This window comes from Streptomyces sp. NPDC005722 (assembly GCF_040630935.1).
Classification (GTDB): Bacteria; Actinomycetota; Actinomycetes; order Streptomycetales; family Streptomycetaceae; genus Actinacidiphila.
In genome coordinates, this window is the sequence record NZ_JBEXYN010000080.1 from 1 (window position 1) to 18,309 (window position 18,309).

Sequence of the window (18,309 nt, forward strand, 5' to 3'; positions counted from 1 at the left end):
ATCCTGGTCGTCATCAAGCGGCCCGGACGCTCCCCCCGCGACCGGCGCAACGCGCGCCTCGACGCCGAGGTACGCGTGGGCGGCGAGTCCGGCACCGGCGAGATCGTCCTGCTCCGCCTGCACGGCGAACTCGCCGACCACGCCCACAGCGTCGTGCTCCCGCTGCTGCTGCCCGACGCCCCCGTCGTCGTGTGGTGGCCCGAGGACGCGCCCGCCGACCCCGCCGCCGACCCCCTCGGCGCCCTGGCGCAGCGCCGGATCACCGACGCGTACGCCGTCGAGCGGCCCCTGGAGGAGCTGGAGGCCCGCGCCGCCGGCTACACCCCCGGCGACACCGACCTCTCCTGGACCCGGCTCACGCCCTGGCGGTCCATGCTCGCCGCGGCGCTCGACCAGGCCCGGGCCACGGTCACCTCGGCCGCCGTCGAGAGCGAGGCGGACAATCCCAGCGCCGAACTCCTCGCCCGCTGGCTCGGCAACCGGCTGCGCGTGCCCGTCGACCGCGTCGTCACCGACGGTCCGGTCGTCACCGCGGTACGGCTGCGCACCGCGGACGGTGACATCACCATCGACCGCCCCGAGGGCCCGCTGGCCACCCTCACCATCCCGGGGCAGCCCAGCCGGCACCTCGCGTTGAAGGTCCGGGCCACCGCCGAGCTCATCGCGGAGGAACTGCGCCGGCTCGACCCCGACGAGATGTACGCCGCGTCCCTGCGCCACACCGAGGTGGCGGAGCCGCCCCGCCGGGCGAAGACCACCGCGCGGAGCACCAAGAAGCGGCCCAGTCCGGCCAGCGCGGAGGCCGCCAAGTAGACCGTCTGCCGCAGCAGTACGCCGGGGGCGGCGCACACCGCCTGCAGGAGCAGCACGGCGGCCGTGGTGAACAGGTAGCAGACCACGACCGTCAGCGCCGACTCCAGGTGTGCCCGCCACCCGGCACGGCCGCGGCCGAAGGTGAAGCGCGCGTGCAACTCGGTGGCCAGCACCGTCGACGCCACCGTCACGAGCGCGTTCGCCAGGGCGAACGGCGCCCGCCCCGACAGCGCCATGAGCACCGCGGAGGACGCCAGCCCCACCCCGCCACCGCACACGACGAAGCGCACGAACGCGGCCGGCGCGGAACGCGCGGGGTCCGCGGCACGGGGGCGAAGGGCGGGGGAGGCGGGAGCGGATCGGTCCGCGGTCACGGTGTCCATGCCCGCAGGCTGCCCGCCCCCGCTGACACGGCGCTGACCGCGCGCTGACACGCCTCCGCGCAGGCCCGACTCCCCGCCCACTCCCCGCCGACGCCGCGGTGCCGGGGTGGTGGCGATCCGTACCCGCGATCCATCATGTCTCGGTGTAGCCGTTCAGCCCGCGGTTCCGGAACTGCGCACGTTCGATGAGGGGCGAGGGGAAAACAGACAGTGATCAGATTTGTCCACAAGCAAGCGATGTTCGCGGGGGTGGTGTTGCTCAGCGCGACGACCGCCCTCGGGGTGTCCGTCGCCGTGAAGGGCGGCTTGCCGATGTTCGCGTGCCAGGTAGTCGCCGCCTCCTTCGCATGGAACGTGCTGACCGGGTTGGTTGCGACGTCGAGGCTCAAGGCGCTGGGCGACGTCCCCCTCTTCGAAGCGGCCGTCCCGATCTCGGATCCCGCCTCCGCCCTGTCCGCGCCGGGCCTCGCGCGGGCCAGGCGAAACCTCTGGAGGCGCTACGGCGCGCTGTTCGCCGCCTCCAGCGTCGTCTGCACGGCCTGCGCGCTCTTCGTGCCGGCGATCGCCCTGGCCGCCATCGGCTTCGCGATGGAGCCGCTGATGCGAGCGGAGCGTGCGGCCCGCTGGGAACGACGGCGGGGCGTCCTGCTCTGGCAGGTCGGGGAGCGCCGCCTCGACCAGGAGCAGCAGCCGACCGGCACCGGTCAACCACCGGTCTTCACCTCGGCCCGGCCAGGTGCCCCGCGTGTCGGCGCGCCCCCCTCGACTGCGGCCGCCGAGCCGGACGTCACGTCCTCGTGATCGCCCAGTGGCACGGCACGGACCCCGGCGAGAGCCCGTTTCCGGCAGCCACCGATGGTCCACCCGATCGAGAAGTTCCGGAACGCCCGGCCTCGAACAGGAGCCGGATCACTCTTTGAGAAGGCGGACGTCGTGGCCGTCGAAGCCGGGCCGTCCCACCTCGACGGCCTCGTCGAGCCGACGCTCGCAGGCGAGCAGCTCGATCGGGGGCCACGGAAGCGGGTCCGGGTACGCGGCAGAGTCGATGAACTCCTGCGGCACGGCCTCGGACTCCTTTCCGGCGCATCCTGTGTGCGACCCCAATCGGGCAGACCCCTCGGCCCTCGCCCGGCCGGCGGCCTGCCGTGACGAACGGCTCCGGCAGGCCGCCGGCCGCGCAGAGGCCACGGACCGGCGCCGCGGCGCAGAACCACTCACCTCGCCCTGCCGCCGCCTGGATCACAGGGCGGGTGTCCCCGCTCCGGCAAGAGTTTCACCGGTCGAGCGGAGATCCCACCAGGGGAAGTCGCCTGCCACGCAAGGTCGTCGAGGTTCACGACCGGGGAGCGCAGGGGCTGCCACCCACATCAGCGGATGGTCACCGGCTGGCCGTTCAGGACAGCGCGAACGGGCCTTCCGTCGCCTTGCGGTGCTGCATGGCCGTGAGCTTGCGGACGAACAGGATGGCGAGGATCGCGGCCAGGATGTCCACGCCGTCCACGGCGATGGTCATGCCCGCGGCGTCGCGGAGGTCGTCGGAGTACCCGGAGTTCTCGTTGGTGACGAGCGCCGCCAGCAGGTCCAGGAGTTGGCCGGCCACCCAGGCCGCCCACCAGTACGAGACCGGACCCGAGTCGGCCGGTCGCAGGCGGCCGTCCTGCGTCGTCTGGGAGCTCGCGACCCAGGTGTCCCGAGCGATCCCGAAGGGGATCCAGAAGAAGGCGATCGGGATGAACCAGCCGCCGATCGCCCAGCCGCGGGCCTTCTCGAAGCCGTTGGGGGCGAACACCTCACCGTTGGAGCGCACCCGGTGGAACCAGATGACGAAGAGGACGGCCGTCGCCGCGAACGTGAGGAACTGCAGCGCGGCCGCGACGCCGACCCAGATGTCCGAGCGGCTCAGGGCGGACTGGTCGACGGTGGCGAGTTCGTCCGCGACGGCCGTGCCCATGAGGGCGTAGCGGCCGGCCTCCGCGGCGATGTCGACCACGTCGGCCGCGATGGCCAGCGACAGGAGCACCACCACCGCGGTCGCGAGGCCCAGCGGCGAACGCAGCACGGCGATGGTCGCCGGCGGTCCGGCGGGTACGGGGTACGGGGCGCCGGGCGGCGGCCCGACAGGGCTGAACGACATGGAATCCCCCCAGGGACACAACATGAGACGTGCGCGCCGAGCGGCGGGCAGAAGGACATTACGGCAGAAGATCTTGGCCAGTCCACATCATTGACGCGCGCTCGCCGTCCTCGGCCCGGTCACGCTGTCCGAGCGCGTGAACGCCTCTCCCACCTGCACGTTTCCGCCGGGGGAAGAGGGGGTGCCGTGAGGTGGCGTCGATCGTGCGCGGTACGAGTAATGCGAGGGTCGAGACTGCCCCGCACCGGTGGCTCCGCTCCCGGACCGGTGGCCGCTCCACCCCGCCCATGCCGACACTGCCACTGTGCGTGTGATGTCCCGGGGCAGCCTCCTCGCGTCCGCCCGCTCCCTCGTCAATTCCGCGGCGAAAACGGAGGTGTTGAGCCGGAATCGCGGGCGTGATGTGATCACACCTTGTGGGTAGACATCGAGTGTATAGACACGGTGTATATTCACTGCATGTTCTTCGACCCGCTCCCGATTCCGCTCGCACCGCCCCAGGTCGCGTCCCGTGCCCGCCGCCGTACGGTGACGCACGACGGCACCTCCGCCCAGGGGGGCGCCGCATGAGCCGCCCACGTGCCGGCGGTGCGCCGGGGCGGATCCGTCCGGCGCTCGCGGACCTGGCGCTGGGCATGCGGCTGGCGGGCGCCGGAGGGCGCGAGGGGTGGATCCGCACGGCCCTGACCGCGGTCGGTGTCGGCCTCGGTGTGGCCCTGCTGTTCCTCGCCGCCGCCGTGCCGAACGTCCTCGACGCCCGCGAAGGGCGCGGCCACGCGCGGGAGACGCCGAACGTGGAGAGCGAGGTGTCGGTGGGGCGGGGGGACACGACGTTCCTCTGGTACGACGCCGGCACCGAGTTCCGCGGTGAGGCCGTGGATGGGCAGTTGCTGCGCCCGGACGGTCCCGGTGCTCCGCCGCCACCGGGTGTGGCGCGGATCCCCGGGCCGGGGGAGATGGTGGTCTCGCCCGCCCTGCGCGGGCTGCTGGGCTCGGCGTCCGGTGCCCTGCTCAAGGAGCGGCTCGACTACCGGATCGTCGGGACCATCGCGGACCCGGGGCTGCTCGAACCGGGTGAGCTGCGCTTCTACGCCGGCAGCGGCACGTTGTCCCGCAGCGGGGGTGCGATCAGGTCCGCCGGTTACGGTCATGACCCGGGTCCGGGGCGGTTCGACCCGCGGTTGATGGTCCTGGTCGTCCTGATCTGTGTGGTCCTGCTGGTGCCGGTGGGTGTCTTCGTCGGCACGGCCGTTCGTTTCGGCGGTGACCGCAGGGACCGGAGGCTGGCGGCGCTGCGGCTGGTCGGTGCGGACGTGGCCATGACGCGTCGTATCGCGGCGGGCGAGGCGCTGTTCGGTGCGGTGCTCGGGTTGCTCGTCGGTACCGGGTTGTTCCTCGGGGCGCGGAGGCTGGCGGGGTCGGTGCGGTTGTGGGGTGTGAGTGCCTTCCCGTCGGACGTCGCCCCGGACCCGGCGCTCGCGGGTCTGATCGTGGTGGCGATCCTGGTGGGTGCGGTGCTGGTCACGCAGTCGGCGTTGCGGTCGGTGGTGATCGAGCCGTTGGGGGTGGTGCGGCATGCCGCGTTGCGTCCGCGCCGGTTGTGGTGGCGGCTGGTGGCTCCCGTGGTCGGCGTCGGTGTGCTGACGTGGGCGGGGTCGGCGGAGGAGGAGCTCGGTTCGGGGGGTGTGTATCCGGTCGCGCTGGGTGCGGTGCTGGTCCTGGTGGGGCTGACGGGGGTGTTGCCGTGGCTGGTGGAGGCCGCGGTGCGGCGGCTGCGCGGGGGGCCGGTTGCGTGGCAACTCGCCGTGCGGCGGCTGCAGTTGGGCAGTGGTACGGCGTCGCGGGCGGTGAGCGGCATCACCGTGGCGGTGGCCGGGGCGATCGCGTTGCAGATGGTGTTCGGCGGGATGCAGGAGGACTTCGCGCCGTCGTCGGCTCCGACGGCGGCGGGTGCCTCGTCCGCGGCTGCCGGGGGTGCGCGGGTCGAGGGTGCGGGTGCCGCGGTCGTGCGTGCGGACTTCCATGTCGCGACCGGTTCGGGCAGTGCGGGTTCTCCGGCGCTGGCGGAGCGGATGGCGGAGCGGTTCCGGCGGGTCGAGGGCGTGCGGCGGGTGGTCGCGACCGTCGAGGCCTATGTGAGCCGCGTGGACGCGGGCGGGGGGCCGGGGTCGGTCACCACGCTCACGGTGGGGAGTTGTGCGACGTTGCGGTCGCTGGCCTCGTTGCCCTCGTGCCGTGACGGTGACGTGTTCGTGGCGCACCAGCCGGGGAGGTCCGGGCGGGTGCGGGAGCAGAACCGGCTGACCGACGAGGTCGCCGTGCCGGGTGCCCGGATGGATCTCGGCGGCATCTCCGACGGCGGCTCGGGGGACGAGCTGTGGACGTTGCCGGTGTCGGCCCGTGCGGTGGTGGCGGTGCGCGATCCGGTGGGTGAGGTCCACGACGGCATCCTGGCCACTTCCGGGGCGCTGGCCGGGCAGCGGCTGCGGCAGGCGTCGACGTCCGCGGCGGTCGCGGTCGACCGCGGTGTCCCGGACGCGGCGGAGCGGCTGCGCAACGCCGCGGCGCGGGTGGAGCCGACGTTGCGGGTGTCCGGGGCGGTGAACGTGCAGCGTGACCGGCAGTATTCGAGCGTGCAGACCGGTCTGCGGGTCGGGGGCACGCTGACGGTGGTGCTGATCGCGGCGGGGATGCTGGTGGCGCTGGTCGAGCAGTTGAGGGAGCGGCGGCGTCTGCTGTCGGTGCTGGTGGCGTTCGGTACGCGGCGCAGGACGCTGGCGTGGTCGGTGTTGTGGCAGACGGCGGTGCCGGTGCTGGCGGGTACGGTCGTGGCGATCGCGGGCGGGCTGGTGCTGGGCAGGGCGATGCTGGGCGTCGTGGCGAAGCCGGTGCGGGACTGGTGGGTGTTCCTGCCGTACGCCGGGATCGGTGCGGCGGCGGTGCTGGTGGTGACGGTGCTGAGTCTTCCGGCGTTGTGGCGGTTGATGCGGGCGGACGGTCTGCGTACGGAGTGACCGCGTGTGCCGCCGGTCCGCGTCGCCGTGGGCCGGCGGTGCGGGCCGGCGGTGCGGGCCGGCGGTTGCGAGTCGCCCTTCGGGTCGCCGTGCGGGCCGCGCGGTGCGGGTACTGCGGGTGGCCGCGGCCGGTGCGATGGGTGGTGACGTGCGGGGACGGCCCGGTGGGCGGGTGCCGTGGAGGAACCGCGTGAGGGCCCTTGACGTCTCCTGATGGCCGGTGTCACCATCGCGTCCATCAAATGTTTGCGTAAACGTGCGCCGACTGCGGTCGGCGATGTTTGCGCAACCATCCCGGACCCGCCCGATGCGGCGGGTCCCCGCACGACGATGTGAAGGATGGGAACATGGCTGCCATACCGCCGCCACCGGGCACCGGCCGGGCCGCTCCTCCCCGAGGACGCCGGGGCCGGCGCTGGCTGGGCTGGGGCTTCGTGGCGCCGTTCATGATCGTCTTCGCGCTGGTCTTCCTGGCGCCGATCGGCTACTCGATCTACCTGAGCCTGTTCCGCGACCGCCTCATCGGCGGGACCTCCTTCGTGGGCCTGGACAACTACGTCCAGGCCTTCCAGGACGGCCAGTTCTGGTCCGGCCTCGGGCGGGTCGCGCTGTTCCTGGCCGTGCAGGTGCCGGTCATGCTGGGCATCGCGCTGCTGGTCGCCCTGGCGCTGGACAGCGGCCGGCTGCACGGCCGGAAGTTCTTCCGGATCACGATCTTCCTGCCGTACGCCGTCCCGGCCGTCGTGGCGACGCTGATGTGGGGCTTCATGTACGGGGACCGCTTCGGGCTGGTCGCCGACATCAACGACGCCCTCGGCGTCGCGATCCCGAACCCGCTGTCACCCGGCCTGGTGCTCGCGAGCATCGGCAACATCGTGACCTGGGAGTTCGTCGGCTACAACATGCTGATCTTCTACTCGGCGCTGCACGTCGTCCCGCGCTCGCTGTACGAGGCGGCCGAGATCGACGGCGCGAGCCAGTGGCGGATCGTCACCTCCATCAAGATCCCGGCGATCCGCGGGGCGCTGGTCATCGCGACGATCTTCTCGGTCATCGGCAGCTTCCAGCTGTTCAACGAGCCCAGCATCCTCAAGCCGCTGGCGCCCAACGCCATCACGACGTACTTCACGCCGAACCTCTACACCTACTCGCTGTCCTTCTCCGGGCAGCAGCACAACTACGCGGCGACGGTCGCGATCGTCATGGGGGTCGTCACGATGATCATCGCCTACGTCGTGCAGCTGCGCGGCATGCGCAAGGAGGCCTGACGATGACTCAGGCGACCACCCCGGCCGGCGTCCCGGTCCCGCCGCGCGAGCGCCGCGCCACCGTGGCGTCGGGACGCCCGGGCCGGCGGCACTCCTCGGACCGGCCCCGGCGCAGCGTCCTGCTCACCGTCCTGACCGCGCTCGTCGCCGTCTACACCCTGGTCCCGCTGGCCTGGCTGCTGATCAGCGCGACCAAGACGCAGAAGAGCCTGCTGGACTCCTTCGGGCTGTGGTTCAGCGGTGACTTCGCCCTGTGGGACAACATCTCGCAGACCCTCACCTACGACGACCACATCTTCGTGCGCTGGCTGCTGAACACCCTGCTGTACGTGGCGGTGGGCGCGGGCGGGGCGACCTTCCTCGCGGTCCTGGGCGGCTACGGCCTGGCGAAGTTCGACTTCCCCGGCAAGCGCGCGGTCTTCGCGGTGGTGATCGGGGCGGTCGCCGTGCCGGGTGCCGCACTGGCCGTTCCGACGTTCCTGATGTTCAGCAAGATGGGCCTGACCAACACCCCGTGGGCGGTGATCGTGCCCTCGCTGATCTCGCCGTTCGGCCTCTACCTGATGTGGGTCTTCGCCTCCGAGGCGATCCCCGACGAACTGCTGGAGGCCGCCCGGGTCGACGGCTCGGGGGAGATCCGCACCTTCTTCAGGGTCAGCCTGCCGCTGCTGGGACCCGGCATCGTCACCGTGCTGCTCTTCACCGTGGTCGCGACGTGGAACAACTACTTCCTGCCGCTGATCATGATCAAGGACCCGGACTGGTACCCCCTCACCCTGGGCCTCAACGCCTGGAACGCCCAGGCCGCCACCGCGGGCGGGCAACCGGTGTTCAACCTGGTGGTCACCGGCTCGCTGCTGACCATCGTGCCGCTGGTCGCGGCCTTCCTCCTCCTGCAGCGCTTCTGGCAGTCGGGGCTCGCCGCCGGCAGCGTCAAGGAATGACCACCGGCGCCGCGGCGCCGTACCCCCCCTCACCCTGCGGCCCTGCGCCCGGCACGTGCGTGCCGTGGCGACGGGCGGTGCCGCAGACCACCACCACAACGAAGTGAGATGCGATGACGAACAAGCCACTGCGCCGTTCGGCGCAGGCGATCGCGGTGCTCTGCGCGGCGGCGCTGTCCCTGACCGCGTGCGGTTCCTCCGACGACTCGGGGTCGGGCGCCAAGGCCGCGGACGCGGGCAGCGTGGAGGCGGCCCTGAAGAAGGGCGGCTCGCTGACGGTGTGGGCGTGGGAGCCGACGCTGAAGCAGGTGGTCACCGACTTCCAGGCGAAGTACCCCAAGGTCAAGGTGAAGCTGGTCAACGCGGGTACGGGCAACGACCAGTACACGGCGCTGCAGAACGCGGTGCAGGCCGGCTCCGGGGCGCCGGACGTGGCGCAGATCGAGTACTACGCCCTGAGCCAGTTCGCGCTCGGCAAGTCCGTCACGGACCTGAGCCCGTACGGTGCCAAGGACCTGTCGAAGGCGTACTCGCCCGGCCCGTGGAACTCCGTGGCCGTGGGCGGCGGGGTGTACGCGCTGCCGATGGACTCGGGGCCGATGGCGATGTTCTACAACAAGAAGGTCCTCGACAAGTACAAGATCGCCGTGCCCACGACCTGGGACGAGTACCTGACGGCGGCCCGCGCCCTGCACAAGGCGGACCCGAAGGCGTACATCGCCAACGACACCGGTGACGCCGGGTTCGTGACGAGCCTGATCTGGCAGGCGGGCGGCCACCCGTACACGGTGGACGGCACCAAGGTGAACGTCGACTTCGGCGACGCGGGGACCAAGGAGTTCACCGGGGTCTGGCAGAAGCTGATCTCCGAGAAGCTCCTCGCGCCGATCGCGTCCTGGAGCGACCAGTGGTACAAGGGCCTGGCCGACGGCACCATCGCCACGCTGTCGACGGGTGCCTGGATGCCCGCGAACTTCGTCTCCGGCGTGCCCTCGGCGTCCGGTGACTGGCGTGCCGCGCCGCTGCCGCAGTGGCAGGCGGGGCAGACCGCCAGCGCCGAGAACGGCGGCAGCTCGCTGGCGGTGATGGAGGCCGCCAAGGACAAGCCGCTGGCCTACGCCTTCGTGAAGTACGCGAACAAGGACGCCGGTGTGCAGGCCCGCATCAAGGGCGGTGCCTTCCCGGCCACGACCGCGGACCTCAACTCCCAGGCGTTCCTGGACACCGAGTTCCCCTACTTCGGCGGCCAGAAGGCCAACGAGATCTTCTCGAAGTCGGCCGGGAACGTCGTCAAGGGCTGGTCGTACCTGCCGTACCAGGTGTACGCCAACTCGGTCTTCAACGACACCGTCGGCAAGGCGTACGTGTCCTCGACGCCGCTGTCCGACGCGCTGGGCACCTGGCAGGAGGCCTCGGTGAAGTACGGCAAGGACCAGGGCTTCAGCGTCGGCGGCTGACGCCCCGTCACGGGCGGCGGCCGGCGCCCGCGGCGCTCCCGGAAGGGGGCGCCGGCGCCGGCCATCGGGGCCCGCGGACCACCGGTCCGCGAGGTCCCGCCCCCTAGACTTCTGACCACCAACGGCTGTGAAACGTATGAGGTGTACGACGCACGTGGACGGGACCGGACAGAGCTCGGCGGCGGGCGCGCAGCGGCGGCGGCACGGTGCGTCGATGGCCGACGTGGCCAAGCTGGCGGGCGTCTCGGCGCAGACCGTCTCCCGGGTCTCCAACGGCTTCCCCGGGGTGCTGGAGGAGACCCGCCGGCAGGTGCTGGCCGCGATGAAGGAGCTGGGCTACCGGCCCAACAGCGCGGCGCGCGCCCTCAAGCGGGGCGAGTTCCGCACCATAGGCGTCATCCTGTTCAGCCTCTCCAGCACCGGCAACATGCGCACCCTGGAGGCGGTGGCGTCCTCGGCGGCGCACGAGGGCTACGCCACGACGCTGCTGCCGGTCACCGCGCCCACGCAGGACGGGGTCCAGGGCGCGTTCACCCGGCTCGGGGAGCTGGCCGTGGACGGCGTCGTCATGATCATGGAGGTCCATCTGCTGGACGCGATGACGGTGGCCCTGCCGCCGACCGCGCCCGTGGTCGTGGTGGACTCCGACGCCGGTGACCGTTACTGCGTGGTCGACACCGACCAGGCCAGCGGCGCCCGGGCGGCCGTGGAGCACCTGCTGGGCCTGGGCCACGGCACGGTGCGGCACATCGCCGGCCCGAAGGAGTCGTTCGCCGCCGAGCGCCGGGTGGGTGCCTGGCGGGCGGCGCTGGAGGCGGCGGGGCGCGAGGTGCCGCCGCTGCTGCGCGGGGACTGGTCAGCGGAGTCCGGCTACGAGGCGGGGCTGCGCATCGCCGGGGACCCCGGCTGCACGGCGGTGTTCGTCGCCAACGACCAGATGGCGCTCGGGCTGCTGCGCGCGCTGAGCGAGCACGGCCGGCGGGTGCCGGAGGACGTCAGCGTCGTGGGCTTCGACGACATCCCCGAGGCCGCCTCGTACATGCCGCCGCTGACCACGATCCACCAGGACTTCGCCGAGGTCGGCCGGCGCTGCGTCGACGGCGTGCTCCGGCAGATCCGCAACGACGAGGCGGAGCGGGGCACCACGCTGGTGCCCACCCGTCTGGTCGTGCGCGGCAGCACCGCCCCTCCGCCTCGGGGCCGCTGACCGCCCCTTCCGTCCCCTGTCCCGCCGGCCACCGCCCACCCCCGCGATGGCAACGCAAACATCCCGTCGCGGGATGCCCGCCGCACACCGGCGGACACCCCGCGACCGCACCGCACGCACCAGATACTCGACTCCACTGGAGGAGCACGGCCCATGCCCGAACTGCGGATCGAAGGGAACGAATTCCGCCTCGACGGCGAGCCGTTCCGCATCATCTCCGGTGGCCTGCACTACTTCCGCGTCCACCCCGCCCAGTGGCGCGACCGGCTGCGCAAGGCACGCCTGCTCGGACTCAACACCATCGACACCTACGTGCCGTGGAACCTCCACCAGCCCCGGCCGCACACCTTCCGCGACGACGACATCCTGGACCTGCCGGCCTTCCTGCGCACCGCCCAGGAGGAGGGCCTGCACGTACTGCTGCGCCCGGGCCCCTACATCTGCGCCGAGTGGGAGGGCGGCGGACTGCCGTCGTGGCTGCTCGCCACGCCCGGCATCCGGCTGCGCACGGCCGATCCCCGCTACCTGGAGGCGGTCGACGACTACCTGGACCGGCTGCTGCCGCTGGTCGTCCCCTACCTGTCCGGCAACGGAGGACCAGTCCTGGCGGTGCAGGTGGAGAACGAGTACGGCGCCTACGGCGAGGACCCCGTCTACCTGACGCACCTTCAGGATCGGCTGCGGCAGGGCGGCGTGGACGTCCCGCTGTTCACCTGCGACCAACCCGCCGACCTCGCCCGCGGCAGCGTCCCGGGCGTCCTCGCCACCGTCAACTTCGGCAGCCGCCCCGCGCAGGGCCTGGCCGCGCTGCGCGAGTACCAGGGCGAGGGGCCGTTGATGTGCACCGAGTTCTGGAACGGCTGGTTCGACCGCTGGGGCGGCGTCCACGTCGTGCGCGACGCCGCGTCGGCCGCCGCCGACCTCGACGAACTGCTGTCGGCCGGCGCCAGCGTCAACCTGTACATGTTCCACGGCGGCACCAACTTCGGCTTCACCAACGGCGCCAACGACAAGCACACCTACCGCCCCACCATCACCTCCTACGACTACGACGCGCCGCTGGACGAGGCCGGCGACATCACCCCCAAGTACCTGGCCTTCCGCGACGTCCTCGCCCGGCACACCACCGTCCCCGACGAGCCCCTGCCCGAGCCGTCCAAGAAGCTCAACCTCCTCGGCGTCCCGCTCGCGCAGAACGCCCCGCTGCTCGGCTCCGCGGTCCTTCTCGGCGAGGCGGTGACCGGGCCGCGACCGCTGACCATGGAGGAACTCGGCCAGGACTTCGGCTTCGTGCTGTACGAGACCGCGCTGCGCGAACCGGGCCCCACCCTGCTGCACTTCGCCGGGATCGCGGACCGGGCGCAGGTCTTCCTCGACGGAGCGCCCGCGGGGGTCCTCGAACGCGAACAGCACGAGGCCGCCCTCGCCGTCACCGTGCCCGACGGCGGGGCGACGCTGACCGTCCTGGTCGAGAACCAGGGCCGCGTCAACTACGGTCAGGGCATCCACGACCGCAAGGGTCTTACCGGCACCGTCACCGCGGGCGGCACCGAACTGACCGGCTGGAGCAGCAGGCCCCTGCCCCTGGACGACCTGTCGCGCCTCACCTTCACCTCCGGCGGCCAGCAGCCCGTGGGACCCACCTTCCACCGCGGGGAGTTCGAGGTCGAGCAGCCCGCCGACACCTACCTGGACCTGTCCGGCTGGACCAAGGGCAACGCCTGGGTCAACGGCTTCCCCCTCGGCCGCTTCTGGTCCCGCGGCCCGCAGCGCCGCCTCTACGTCCCCGGCCCCGCCCTGCGGCACGGCACGAACGAACTGGTCGTCCTCGAACTGCACGCGACCGCCCGCGCGACGGCCGACCTGTGCGACACCCCCGACCTCGGGCCGACCGAGGAGTGACCCTCGCCTGAGCCCGGCAGGCACCGACCCGCCCGCCCGCCCTCTGGGACCCCGGGCGGCGGGCCGGTGCCGCCCGGGCGCGTACCGGTCCGGCCCCGCCTGCGATCATGACGGGCATGCCCGTCGACTGGTCACGCCTCGACGACGCCTACGGCTCTGCAGAGCAACTCGGGCCGCTCTTCGACGAGGTCGGCGATCCCGAACTGGAGGACGACGCCTGGTTCGAGCTGTGGGAACGGCTGTACCACCAAGGGAGCGTGTACCCGGCGAGCTTCGCCGCCCTGCCCGTCCTGGCGGACATCGCCACCGGCCGCCGGCCCGGCGAGCAGGCGCGGGCGCTCGCACTGGCCGGCCGCATCGTCGCCGGAGAGGGGCAACTCCACGAACCGGGCCACGTCCGTGCGCACTTCCCCGCCGCGCTCGACGAACTGCGCCAGGTGATGCACCGGGTTCTGGTGCAGTGGTCCTTCGACGGAGACGAGGACGACCACCTCTACGCTGATCGCGGGTGGTACGACGACACCGAGTACGAGGACGCGGTCCGGCGGGCCGGTCGGGCGGAACGGTTCGGCTGGTGGGCGGTGGCCGGTGTGACGGGAGTGATCGGCTGCGTGCTGGTCGTCCTGGCGGTCGTCTGCGCGATCGCGCTCCTGGCGGCCGTGTACCTCCTGATGGCGGGCGCCCCCTACGAACGACACGTCCCCCGCATCGTCCCCGACCGGGCGCTGTCCCGGTTCCGCGGCAACCGAATCGTCTGCCAGCCGGTTGGAAGAGGGGTGAGGGGTTCGTCCGGCAGAGGACCTGCCGGGGTGGATCCCGAGGTGCACGTACGTGGGGCGCCGGCCGACGCGCAGACGTCCCGGCGGGTGGAGGGAAGTGAGGAACATGCGCGCCGCGCCTGACGAGCAGTGGCACGACACGGAAGAGGTCGTGCGGCGTCTCCTGCGCGACGGGGTTCCGCGGCCCGCCACCCCTGGCGACCGCATGCGGCAGATCAGACGGCGCGTGCGACAGCGCAGGCGGCGCCGCGCGACGGCCGCCGGCGCGGTCACGGCACTGACCGCCGTCGTGGCCTGCGTCCTCCTCCTGCCGGGACCGCGGCCACCGGGTGACGCCCACTCACCGGCCGCCGCGCCGGACCGCCGGAGCGTCCCTCCCACTGCTACGCCCTCGCCCGCCGCCACACGGTCCCTCACGACGGTCCGCCTCCTGGACGACACCGCACTGACCCTGACCGTGCCGCGGGGCTGGGACAGCCTGTCTGTCGGCGACGACGGCTGGGCCACCGGATTCGTCTCCTCGCAGCCCCTCAGCCGCCCCCCGGACGGCTCCTGCCCGGACGGCGCGGACGGCGCACTGCTCACATGCCGGCCGTTGAAGGCGCTGGAGGAGGGCGGTGTGCTGATGGAGTTCCAGCCCGCCGCGACAGGAAAGGCCGGTCTGGCGACCCCCCTCCGCGTGGGCGAACCCTCACCCGCGGGCAAGGGCTGCCGGATCCTCCTGGGCGACACGGAGCTGACGGCCTGGGGCCACGGACGCTCGACGGCCTACGGCAAGCCCTTCGACGTGCGCGTCGACGTCTGCCTGCGCGCCCCGTCGGACGCCACCCTCACCGCGGTCACGGACGCGCTGACCACGGCGTTCCCGCGCGTCGACGGCTGACGCGCGGACGGCGTCGCGTCGACGGCCGCAGCCGGGGTTCACGACAACTGGCCGGGCCACACGTCGAACTCGGTCTGCCCGTCGACGGATTCCAGCCCCCAGGGAGCGAGGGAGATCCTCACGGTGTTCGTGGTGCCCGCGGCGTTGCCGCTCAGGATGTCGCAGAGAATGACGGTCTCGATCGGATAATCCGAGCCGGACGACAGGTCGGCACTCGAGACGACGGCGGACTTCTCGACGAAGCTCCACCCCCGGCCGTGGGCGTCGGTGAAACGGACCTCGACCAGACCGGGCTGCGGCTCGTCGTCGACCCACCGGGCGATCCGGCAGCGCAGGAAGGGCATGGGCGCATCCTGCCACCACCGTCCGCCGCCGGCAGGTGGATCTCCCGCCCCCCGCCGCGGCGGGGGCGGGAGGAAATGCCGGTTCCGGGGCGCCCCCGCACAACCAAACCCTTGACCGGCATGTCGTACATGGCAAGGGAACAAGAGCCGCGATGCAAGGGGGAACGATGCGTGCGAAACGATACGGGGTGGCACTGGCCGCCCTGGTGATGGCGGGTGCGGGGGTGGCCGCGGCGGCCCCCACGGCAGCGGCGGCGCCCGCGGTCGTGTGTCCCACGGGCTGGGGCAGCCTCCCGAAGTCCGGGACGGACGCCGACCTCGGGGCGCTGACCGACATCAGGGCCGGCCGCCACGAGTGCTACGACCGCATGGTGTTCGACGTGCCCACCGCCGGCACGGACGCGATCGGCTACACCGTGCAGTACGTCGACGCCGTCCACCAGGACGGTTCCGGCCGGGTCATACCGGTCTCCGGCGGGGCGATCATCGAGATCCGGGTGGCCGCCCCCTCGTACGACCCGCAGACCGGCGCCGCGACCTACCCGGGCCGGGCGGGACGGACGCTGCCGGGCGTCGACCTGACGGGCTACCGGACCTTCCGGGACGCGAGGTTCGCGTCGAGCTTCGAGGGCGACACACAGGTGGGTCTGGGGGTCAGGGCCCGGCTGCCGTTCCGGGTGTTCCAGCTGCCCGACCGCCTGGTGGTCGACGTGGCCCACACCTGGTGAGGCGCTCGCGCCGGCCGGGCCCGGTGGCGTGGGACCACCGGGCCCGGCCTGGGCGGACCCGGCCGCGAACAGTAACTCCTGTGAATTCCTGGGGCGGTTGAACACTCCGGGGGAGGCGTCCGTATGTATCGACGGCTTGTCGTGTTCAGGCCGCCAATCATCAGGCGCGCAGGAGGGTTTCCTTGGTACGCAATTCGCGCAGACGTGCTACCGGTACACGTAGCGGCACCTTTGTAGCCGTCGCCCTGATGCTGGGAGGCGGTGTCCTAGTCACGGCGAACGTGTTCGCCTCGGCGACCGAGGGGGATTCGGCTCAGACGGCCTCCGCGGGCCAGGCGTTCACGATCGACTGCCCGGACGTCGGCACGGGACTGACCGCCGTCCCCGAGCAGGCGAAGGAGGAGGTCGACAAGGAACTCGCCCTGCTGGACCAGCAGACGGCCGAGGCCTACCAGAGACTGAAGGACACCTCGGCAGCCCAGCAGCAGGACCCCGGCTTTGTGGACAACGCGATCCTGGGCCCGCTGAAGGACAAGCGGGCGGCGACGATCGCACGCATCCTGCAGGCGATCGACCGTGTGGGCGATCCCCCGCAGGGAATCGAGGGCCTCGCGGGGTGCACGGCGGTCCGCTCCACCGCGGCCCCGGAGGACCAGCAGGGTCAAGAGGGCCAGCAGGGCCAGGAGGGTCAAGAGGCACAGCAGGGCAGCCCGCAGCCCTCCACGGGTGACGGAGCCCAGAACGGCCAGAACGGCCAGAACGGCCAGGGCAACCAGGGCGGCGATCAGGGTGGCGGTCAGGCCGGCGGCGGACAGGGCGGCAACGGCCCCGTCGTGGCGGACTTCGCCGACATCATGAGCATCAGCCCGAACGCGCCGCGCGGCCCGCAGCCGTCGGACGCCTCTTCCGGCACGTTCTCCTCCGAGTGCGGTGTCAACGCCAACGGTCTGTTCAACTCCGACAACATCATCGTCGCCCCCGGAGTGACCAACGGCGCCCACCACTTCCACGACTACGTCGGCAACCAGTCCAACAACGGACTGGCCACCATCGACGACCTCGCGAAGGCCGAGACGAGCTGCAAGGACCAGGGCGACAAGTCGTCGTACTACTGGCCCGTGCTGCGCGTCCAGGACGGCACCGTCGAACGGGACGCCCAGGCGCCCGGCGGCGGCACCGAGGGCAACGCCGGGAAGATCGTGACCCCCGAGGAGGTCACCCTCACGTTCGTCGGCAACCCCGTCAGCAAGGTCACCCCGATGCCGCGCCTGCTGCGCATCATCACCGGTGACGCCAAGGCGTTCGTCAACGGGCCGGCCAACGCCAACGCCTCGTGGAGCTGCACGGGTCACGAGGAGCGGCAGCTGAAGGAGAAGTACCCGCTCTGCCCCGACGGCAGCGACGTGGTCCGCACCTTCCGCTTCCAGAGCTGCTGGGACGGCCAGAACGTCGACAGCGCCAACCACCGCACCCACGTGGCGTTCGCCGACGCGGGCGGCAACTGCCCGCAGGGCTTCAAGGCCATCCCGCAGCTGGTCCAGCGCATCGTGTACGACGTCAAGGCGCCGAGCGTCCAGGACGGCGGCAAGACGGTGCCGTTGTTCGCGGTGGACTCCTTCCCGGAGAACCTGCACAAGCCGGTGACCGACCACGGTGACTTCATCAACATCTTCGACGAGGGCCTGATGCAGGAGGTGGCCGACTGCATCAACCAGGGCCGCACCTGCGGTGCCGGCGACGACGGTGCGGAGGAGCCCGGCGACGGCGGGAACGACAACCCCGGCGGGGAGGAGCCCGGCAACGGCGGCAACGACAACCCCGGCGACGGCGGCAACGACAACCCGGGCAACGGCGGGAACGACAACCCGGGCAACGGCGGGAACGAGAACCCCGGCAACGGAGGCAATGACAACCCCGGCGGGGAGGAGCCCGGCAACGGCGGGAACGACGACCCCGGCACGGACGAGCCTCCGGCGGACACCCCGGACGAGGGCCAGGACGACGGCCAGAACGGAGGCGGCGACACCCCCGACGCCCCCGTCACGGTGACGCCCAAGGCCGACTCCACGCCTCCGGCGGACGAGGACGACACCGCCGCCCCGCCGGCCGCCGGCCACGAGCACCACAGCGGGCAGCAGCAGGACCCGCAGGAGCAGCAGACGGCGCCCGCGCAGCAGATCCCCACTCCCGGCGCGTACGCCCCGAGCCCCGCGGGCCAGGTCGGCCAGCAGGCGATCAACGGCGGTCTGGCCGACACCGGGACCAACCTGTGGCCGGCCGGCCTCGGAGCGGTCCTGGCGATCGGAGGATTCCTCCTGCTCCGCCGTGCGAAGAGCGGTTCGTTCTAGCCCGGGTTCCGGGCAACCGCAGTGAAGACGCCCACCCCGACCGCGTCCTCGAGCGGCACGATCGGCACCCCGTCGGGCCACCCCTCGCCCACCGACTCCCCGACG

Annotated in this window: 15 protein-coding genes; 12 read left to right on the forward strand and 3 right to left on the reverse strand. The window is 72.2% G+C overall.

Annotated elements, in window-relative coordinates; translation table 11 throughout:
• The coding region (gene opcA / locus ABZ479_RS40410; protein WP_500466241.1) for a glucose-6-phosphate dehydrogenase assembly protein OpcA at positions 1-813 on the forward strand (813 nt) is incomplete at its 5' end.
• A 632-nt stretch (positions 814-1,445) separates the two neighbouring features.
• The gene (locus ABZ479_RS40415) at positions 1,446-1,997 is read left to right on the forward strand and encodes a hypothetical protein (protein ID WP_500466242.1); all 552 of its coding nucleotides are present in this window, start codon (positions 1,446-1,448) and stop codon (positions 1,995-1,997) included.
• A gap of 108 nt (positions 1,998-2,105) precedes the next feature.
• Here ABZ479_RS40415 and ABZ479_RS40420 read toward each other — a convergent pair whose 3' ends face one another.
• A complete protein-coding gene (locus tag ABZ479_RS40420) occupies positions 2,106-2,258 on the reverse strand; it encodes a hypothetical protein (RefSeq protein WP_500466243.1) in 153 nt (50 codons plus the stop codon).
• Between the two features lie 331 nt (positions 2,259-2,589).
• A complete protein-coding gene (locus ABZ479_RS40425; protein ID WP_500466244.1) occupies positions 2,590-3,330 on the reverse strand; it encodes a DUF4328 domain-containing protein in 741 nt (246 codons plus the stop codon).
• A 566-nt stretch (positions 3,331-3,896) separates the two neighbouring features.
• On the opposite strand from ABZ479_RS40425, the gene ABZ479_RS40430 reads away from it, so the two are divergent.
• The 8 genes from ABZ479_RS40430 (at position 3,897) to ABZ479_RS40465 (ending at position 14,784) form a co-directional block, all read left to right on the forward strand.
• A complete protein-coding gene (locus tag ABZ479_RS40430) occupies positions 3,897-6,344 on the forward strand; it encodes an FtsX-like permease family protein (RefSeq protein ID WP_500466246.1) in 2,448 nt (815 codons plus the stop codon).
• 347 nt (positions 6,345-6,691) lie between these two features.
• Positions 6,692-7,612 carry a carbohydrate ABC transporter permease gene (locus ABZ479_RS40435; protein ID WP_500466247.1) on the forward strand — a complete coding sequence of 307 codons (921 nt, stop codon included), beginning with the start codon at positions 6,692-6,694 and terminating at the stop codon, positions 7,610-7,612.
• 2 nt (positions 7,613-7,614) lie between these two features.
• Complete coding sequence (locus ABZ479_RS40440; RefSeq protein ID WP_500466248.1) at positions 7,615-8,556, forward strand: carbohydrate ABC transporter permease; 942 nt, start codon at positions 7,615-7,617, stop codon at positions 8,554-8,556.
• A gap of 113 nt (positions 8,557-8,669) precedes the next feature.
• Positions 8,670-10,013 (forward strand): ABC transporter substrate-binding protein, encoded by a 1,344-nt coding sequence (locus ABZ479_RS40445; protein ID WP_500466249.1) that lies wholly within the window; start codon positions 8,670-8,672, stop codon positions 10,011-10,013.
• Between the two features lie 136 nt (positions 10,014-10,149).
• Positions 10,150-11,220, forward strand: a complete 1,071-nt coding sequence (locus tag ABZ479_RS40450; protein ID WP_500466250.1) for a LacI family DNA-binding transcriptional regulator — start codon at positions 10,150-10,152, stop codon at positions 11,218-11,220.
• 153 nt (positions 11,221-11,373) lie between these two features.
• Positions 11,374-13,122, forward strand: coding sequence for a glycoside hydrolase family 35 protein (locus tag ABZ479_RS40455; RefSeq protein ID WP_500466251.1), 1,749 nt, complete (start codon positions 11,374-11,376; stop codon positions 13,120-13,122).
• Between the two features lie 116 nt (positions 13,123-13,238).
• A complete protein-coding gene (locus tag ABZ479_RS40460) occupies positions 13,239-14,024 on the forward strand; it encodes a hypothetical protein (protein ID WP_500466252.1) in 786 nt (261 codons plus the stop codon).
• On the forward strand, positions 14,008-14,784 hold the full coding sequence (locus tag ABZ479_RS40465; protein WP_500466253.1) for a hypothetical protein: 777 nt from the start codon (positions 14,008-14,010) through the stop codon (positions 14,782-14,784). Before ABZ479_RS40460 ends, ABZ479_RS40465 begins: the two co-directional genes overlap by 17 nt.
• A 38-nt stretch (positions 14,785-14,822) precedes the next feature.
• On the opposite strand, the gene ABZ479_RS40470 is transcribed toward ABZ479_RS40465, so the two are convergent.
• On the reverse strand, positions 14,823-15,128 hold the full coding sequence (locus ABZ479_RS40470; protein WP_500466254.1) for a hypothetical protein: 306 nt from the start codon (positions 15,126-15,128) through the stop codon (positions 14,823-14,825).
• Between the two features lie 167 nt (positions 15,129-15,295).
• On the opposite strand from ABZ479_RS40470, the gene ABZ479_RS40475 reads away from it, so the two are divergent.
• Positions 15,296-15,856 carry an AMIN-like domain-containing (lipo)protein gene (locus tag ABZ479_RS40475; RefSeq protein ID WP_500466255.1) on the forward strand — a complete coding sequence of 187 codons (561 nt, stop codon included), beginning with the start codon at positions 15,296-15,298 and terminating at the stop codon, positions 15,854-15,856.
• A 248-nt stretch (positions 15,857-16,104) separates the two neighbouring features.
• The gene (locus tag ABZ479_RS40480; protein ID WP_500466256.1) at positions 16,105-18,204 is read left to right on the forward strand and encodes a DUF1996 domain-containing protein; all 2,100 of its coding nucleotides are present in this window, start codon (positions 16,105-16,107) and stop codon (positions 18,202-18,204) included.
• Positions 18,205-18,309: the final 105 nt, after the last annotated feature.

Coding starts and splice junctions, on each gene's coding strand:
- ABZ479_RS40425 (WP_500466244.1), bottom strand. CDS start 3,330: ATGTCGTTCAGCCCTGTCGGGCCGCCGCCCGGCGCCCCGTACCCCGTA.
- ABZ479_RS40430 (WP_500466246.1), top strand. CDS start 3,897: ATGAGCCGCCCACGTGCCGGCGGTGCGCCGGGGCGGATCCGTCCGGCG.
- ABZ479_RS40435 (WP_500466247.1), top strand. CDS start 6,692: ATGGCTGCCATACCGCCGCCACCGGGCACCGGCCGGGCCGCTCCTCCC.
- ABZ479_RS40440 (WP_500466248.1), top strand. CDS start 7,615: ATGACTCAGGCGACCACCCCGGCCGGCGTCCCGGTCCCGCCGCGCGAG.
- ABZ479_RS40445 (WP_500466249.1), top strand. CDS start 8,670: ATGACGAACAAGCCACTGCGCCGTTCGGCGCAGGCGATCGCGGTGCTC.
- ABZ479_RS40450 (WP_500466250.1), top strand. CDS start 10,150: ATGAGGTGTACGACGCACGTGGACGGGACCGGACAGAGCTCGGCGGCG.
- ABZ479_RS40455 (WP_500466251.1), top strand. CDS start 11,374: ATGCCCGAACTGCGGATCGAAGGGAACGAATTCCGCCTCGACGGCGAG.
- ABZ479_RS40460 (WP_500466252.1), top strand. CDS start 13,239: ATGCCCGTCGACTGGTCACGCCTCGACGACGCCTACGGCTCTGCAGAG.
- ABZ479_RS40465 (WP_500466253.1), top strand. CDS start 14,008: ATGCGCGCCGCGCCTGACGAGCAGTGGCACGACACGGAAGAGGTCGTG.
- ABZ479_RS40470 (WP_500466254.1), bottom strand. CDS start 15,128: ATGCCCTTCCTGCGCTGCCGGATCGCCCGGTGGGTCGACGACGAGCCG.
- ABZ479_RS40475 (WP_500466255.1), top strand. CDS start 15,296: ATGCGTGCGAAACGATACGGGGTGGCACTGGCCGCCCTGGTGATGGCG.
- ABZ479_RS40480 (WP_500466256.1), top strand. CDS start 16,105: ATGCTGGGAGGCGGTGTCCTAGTCACGGCGAACGTGTTCGCCTCGGCG.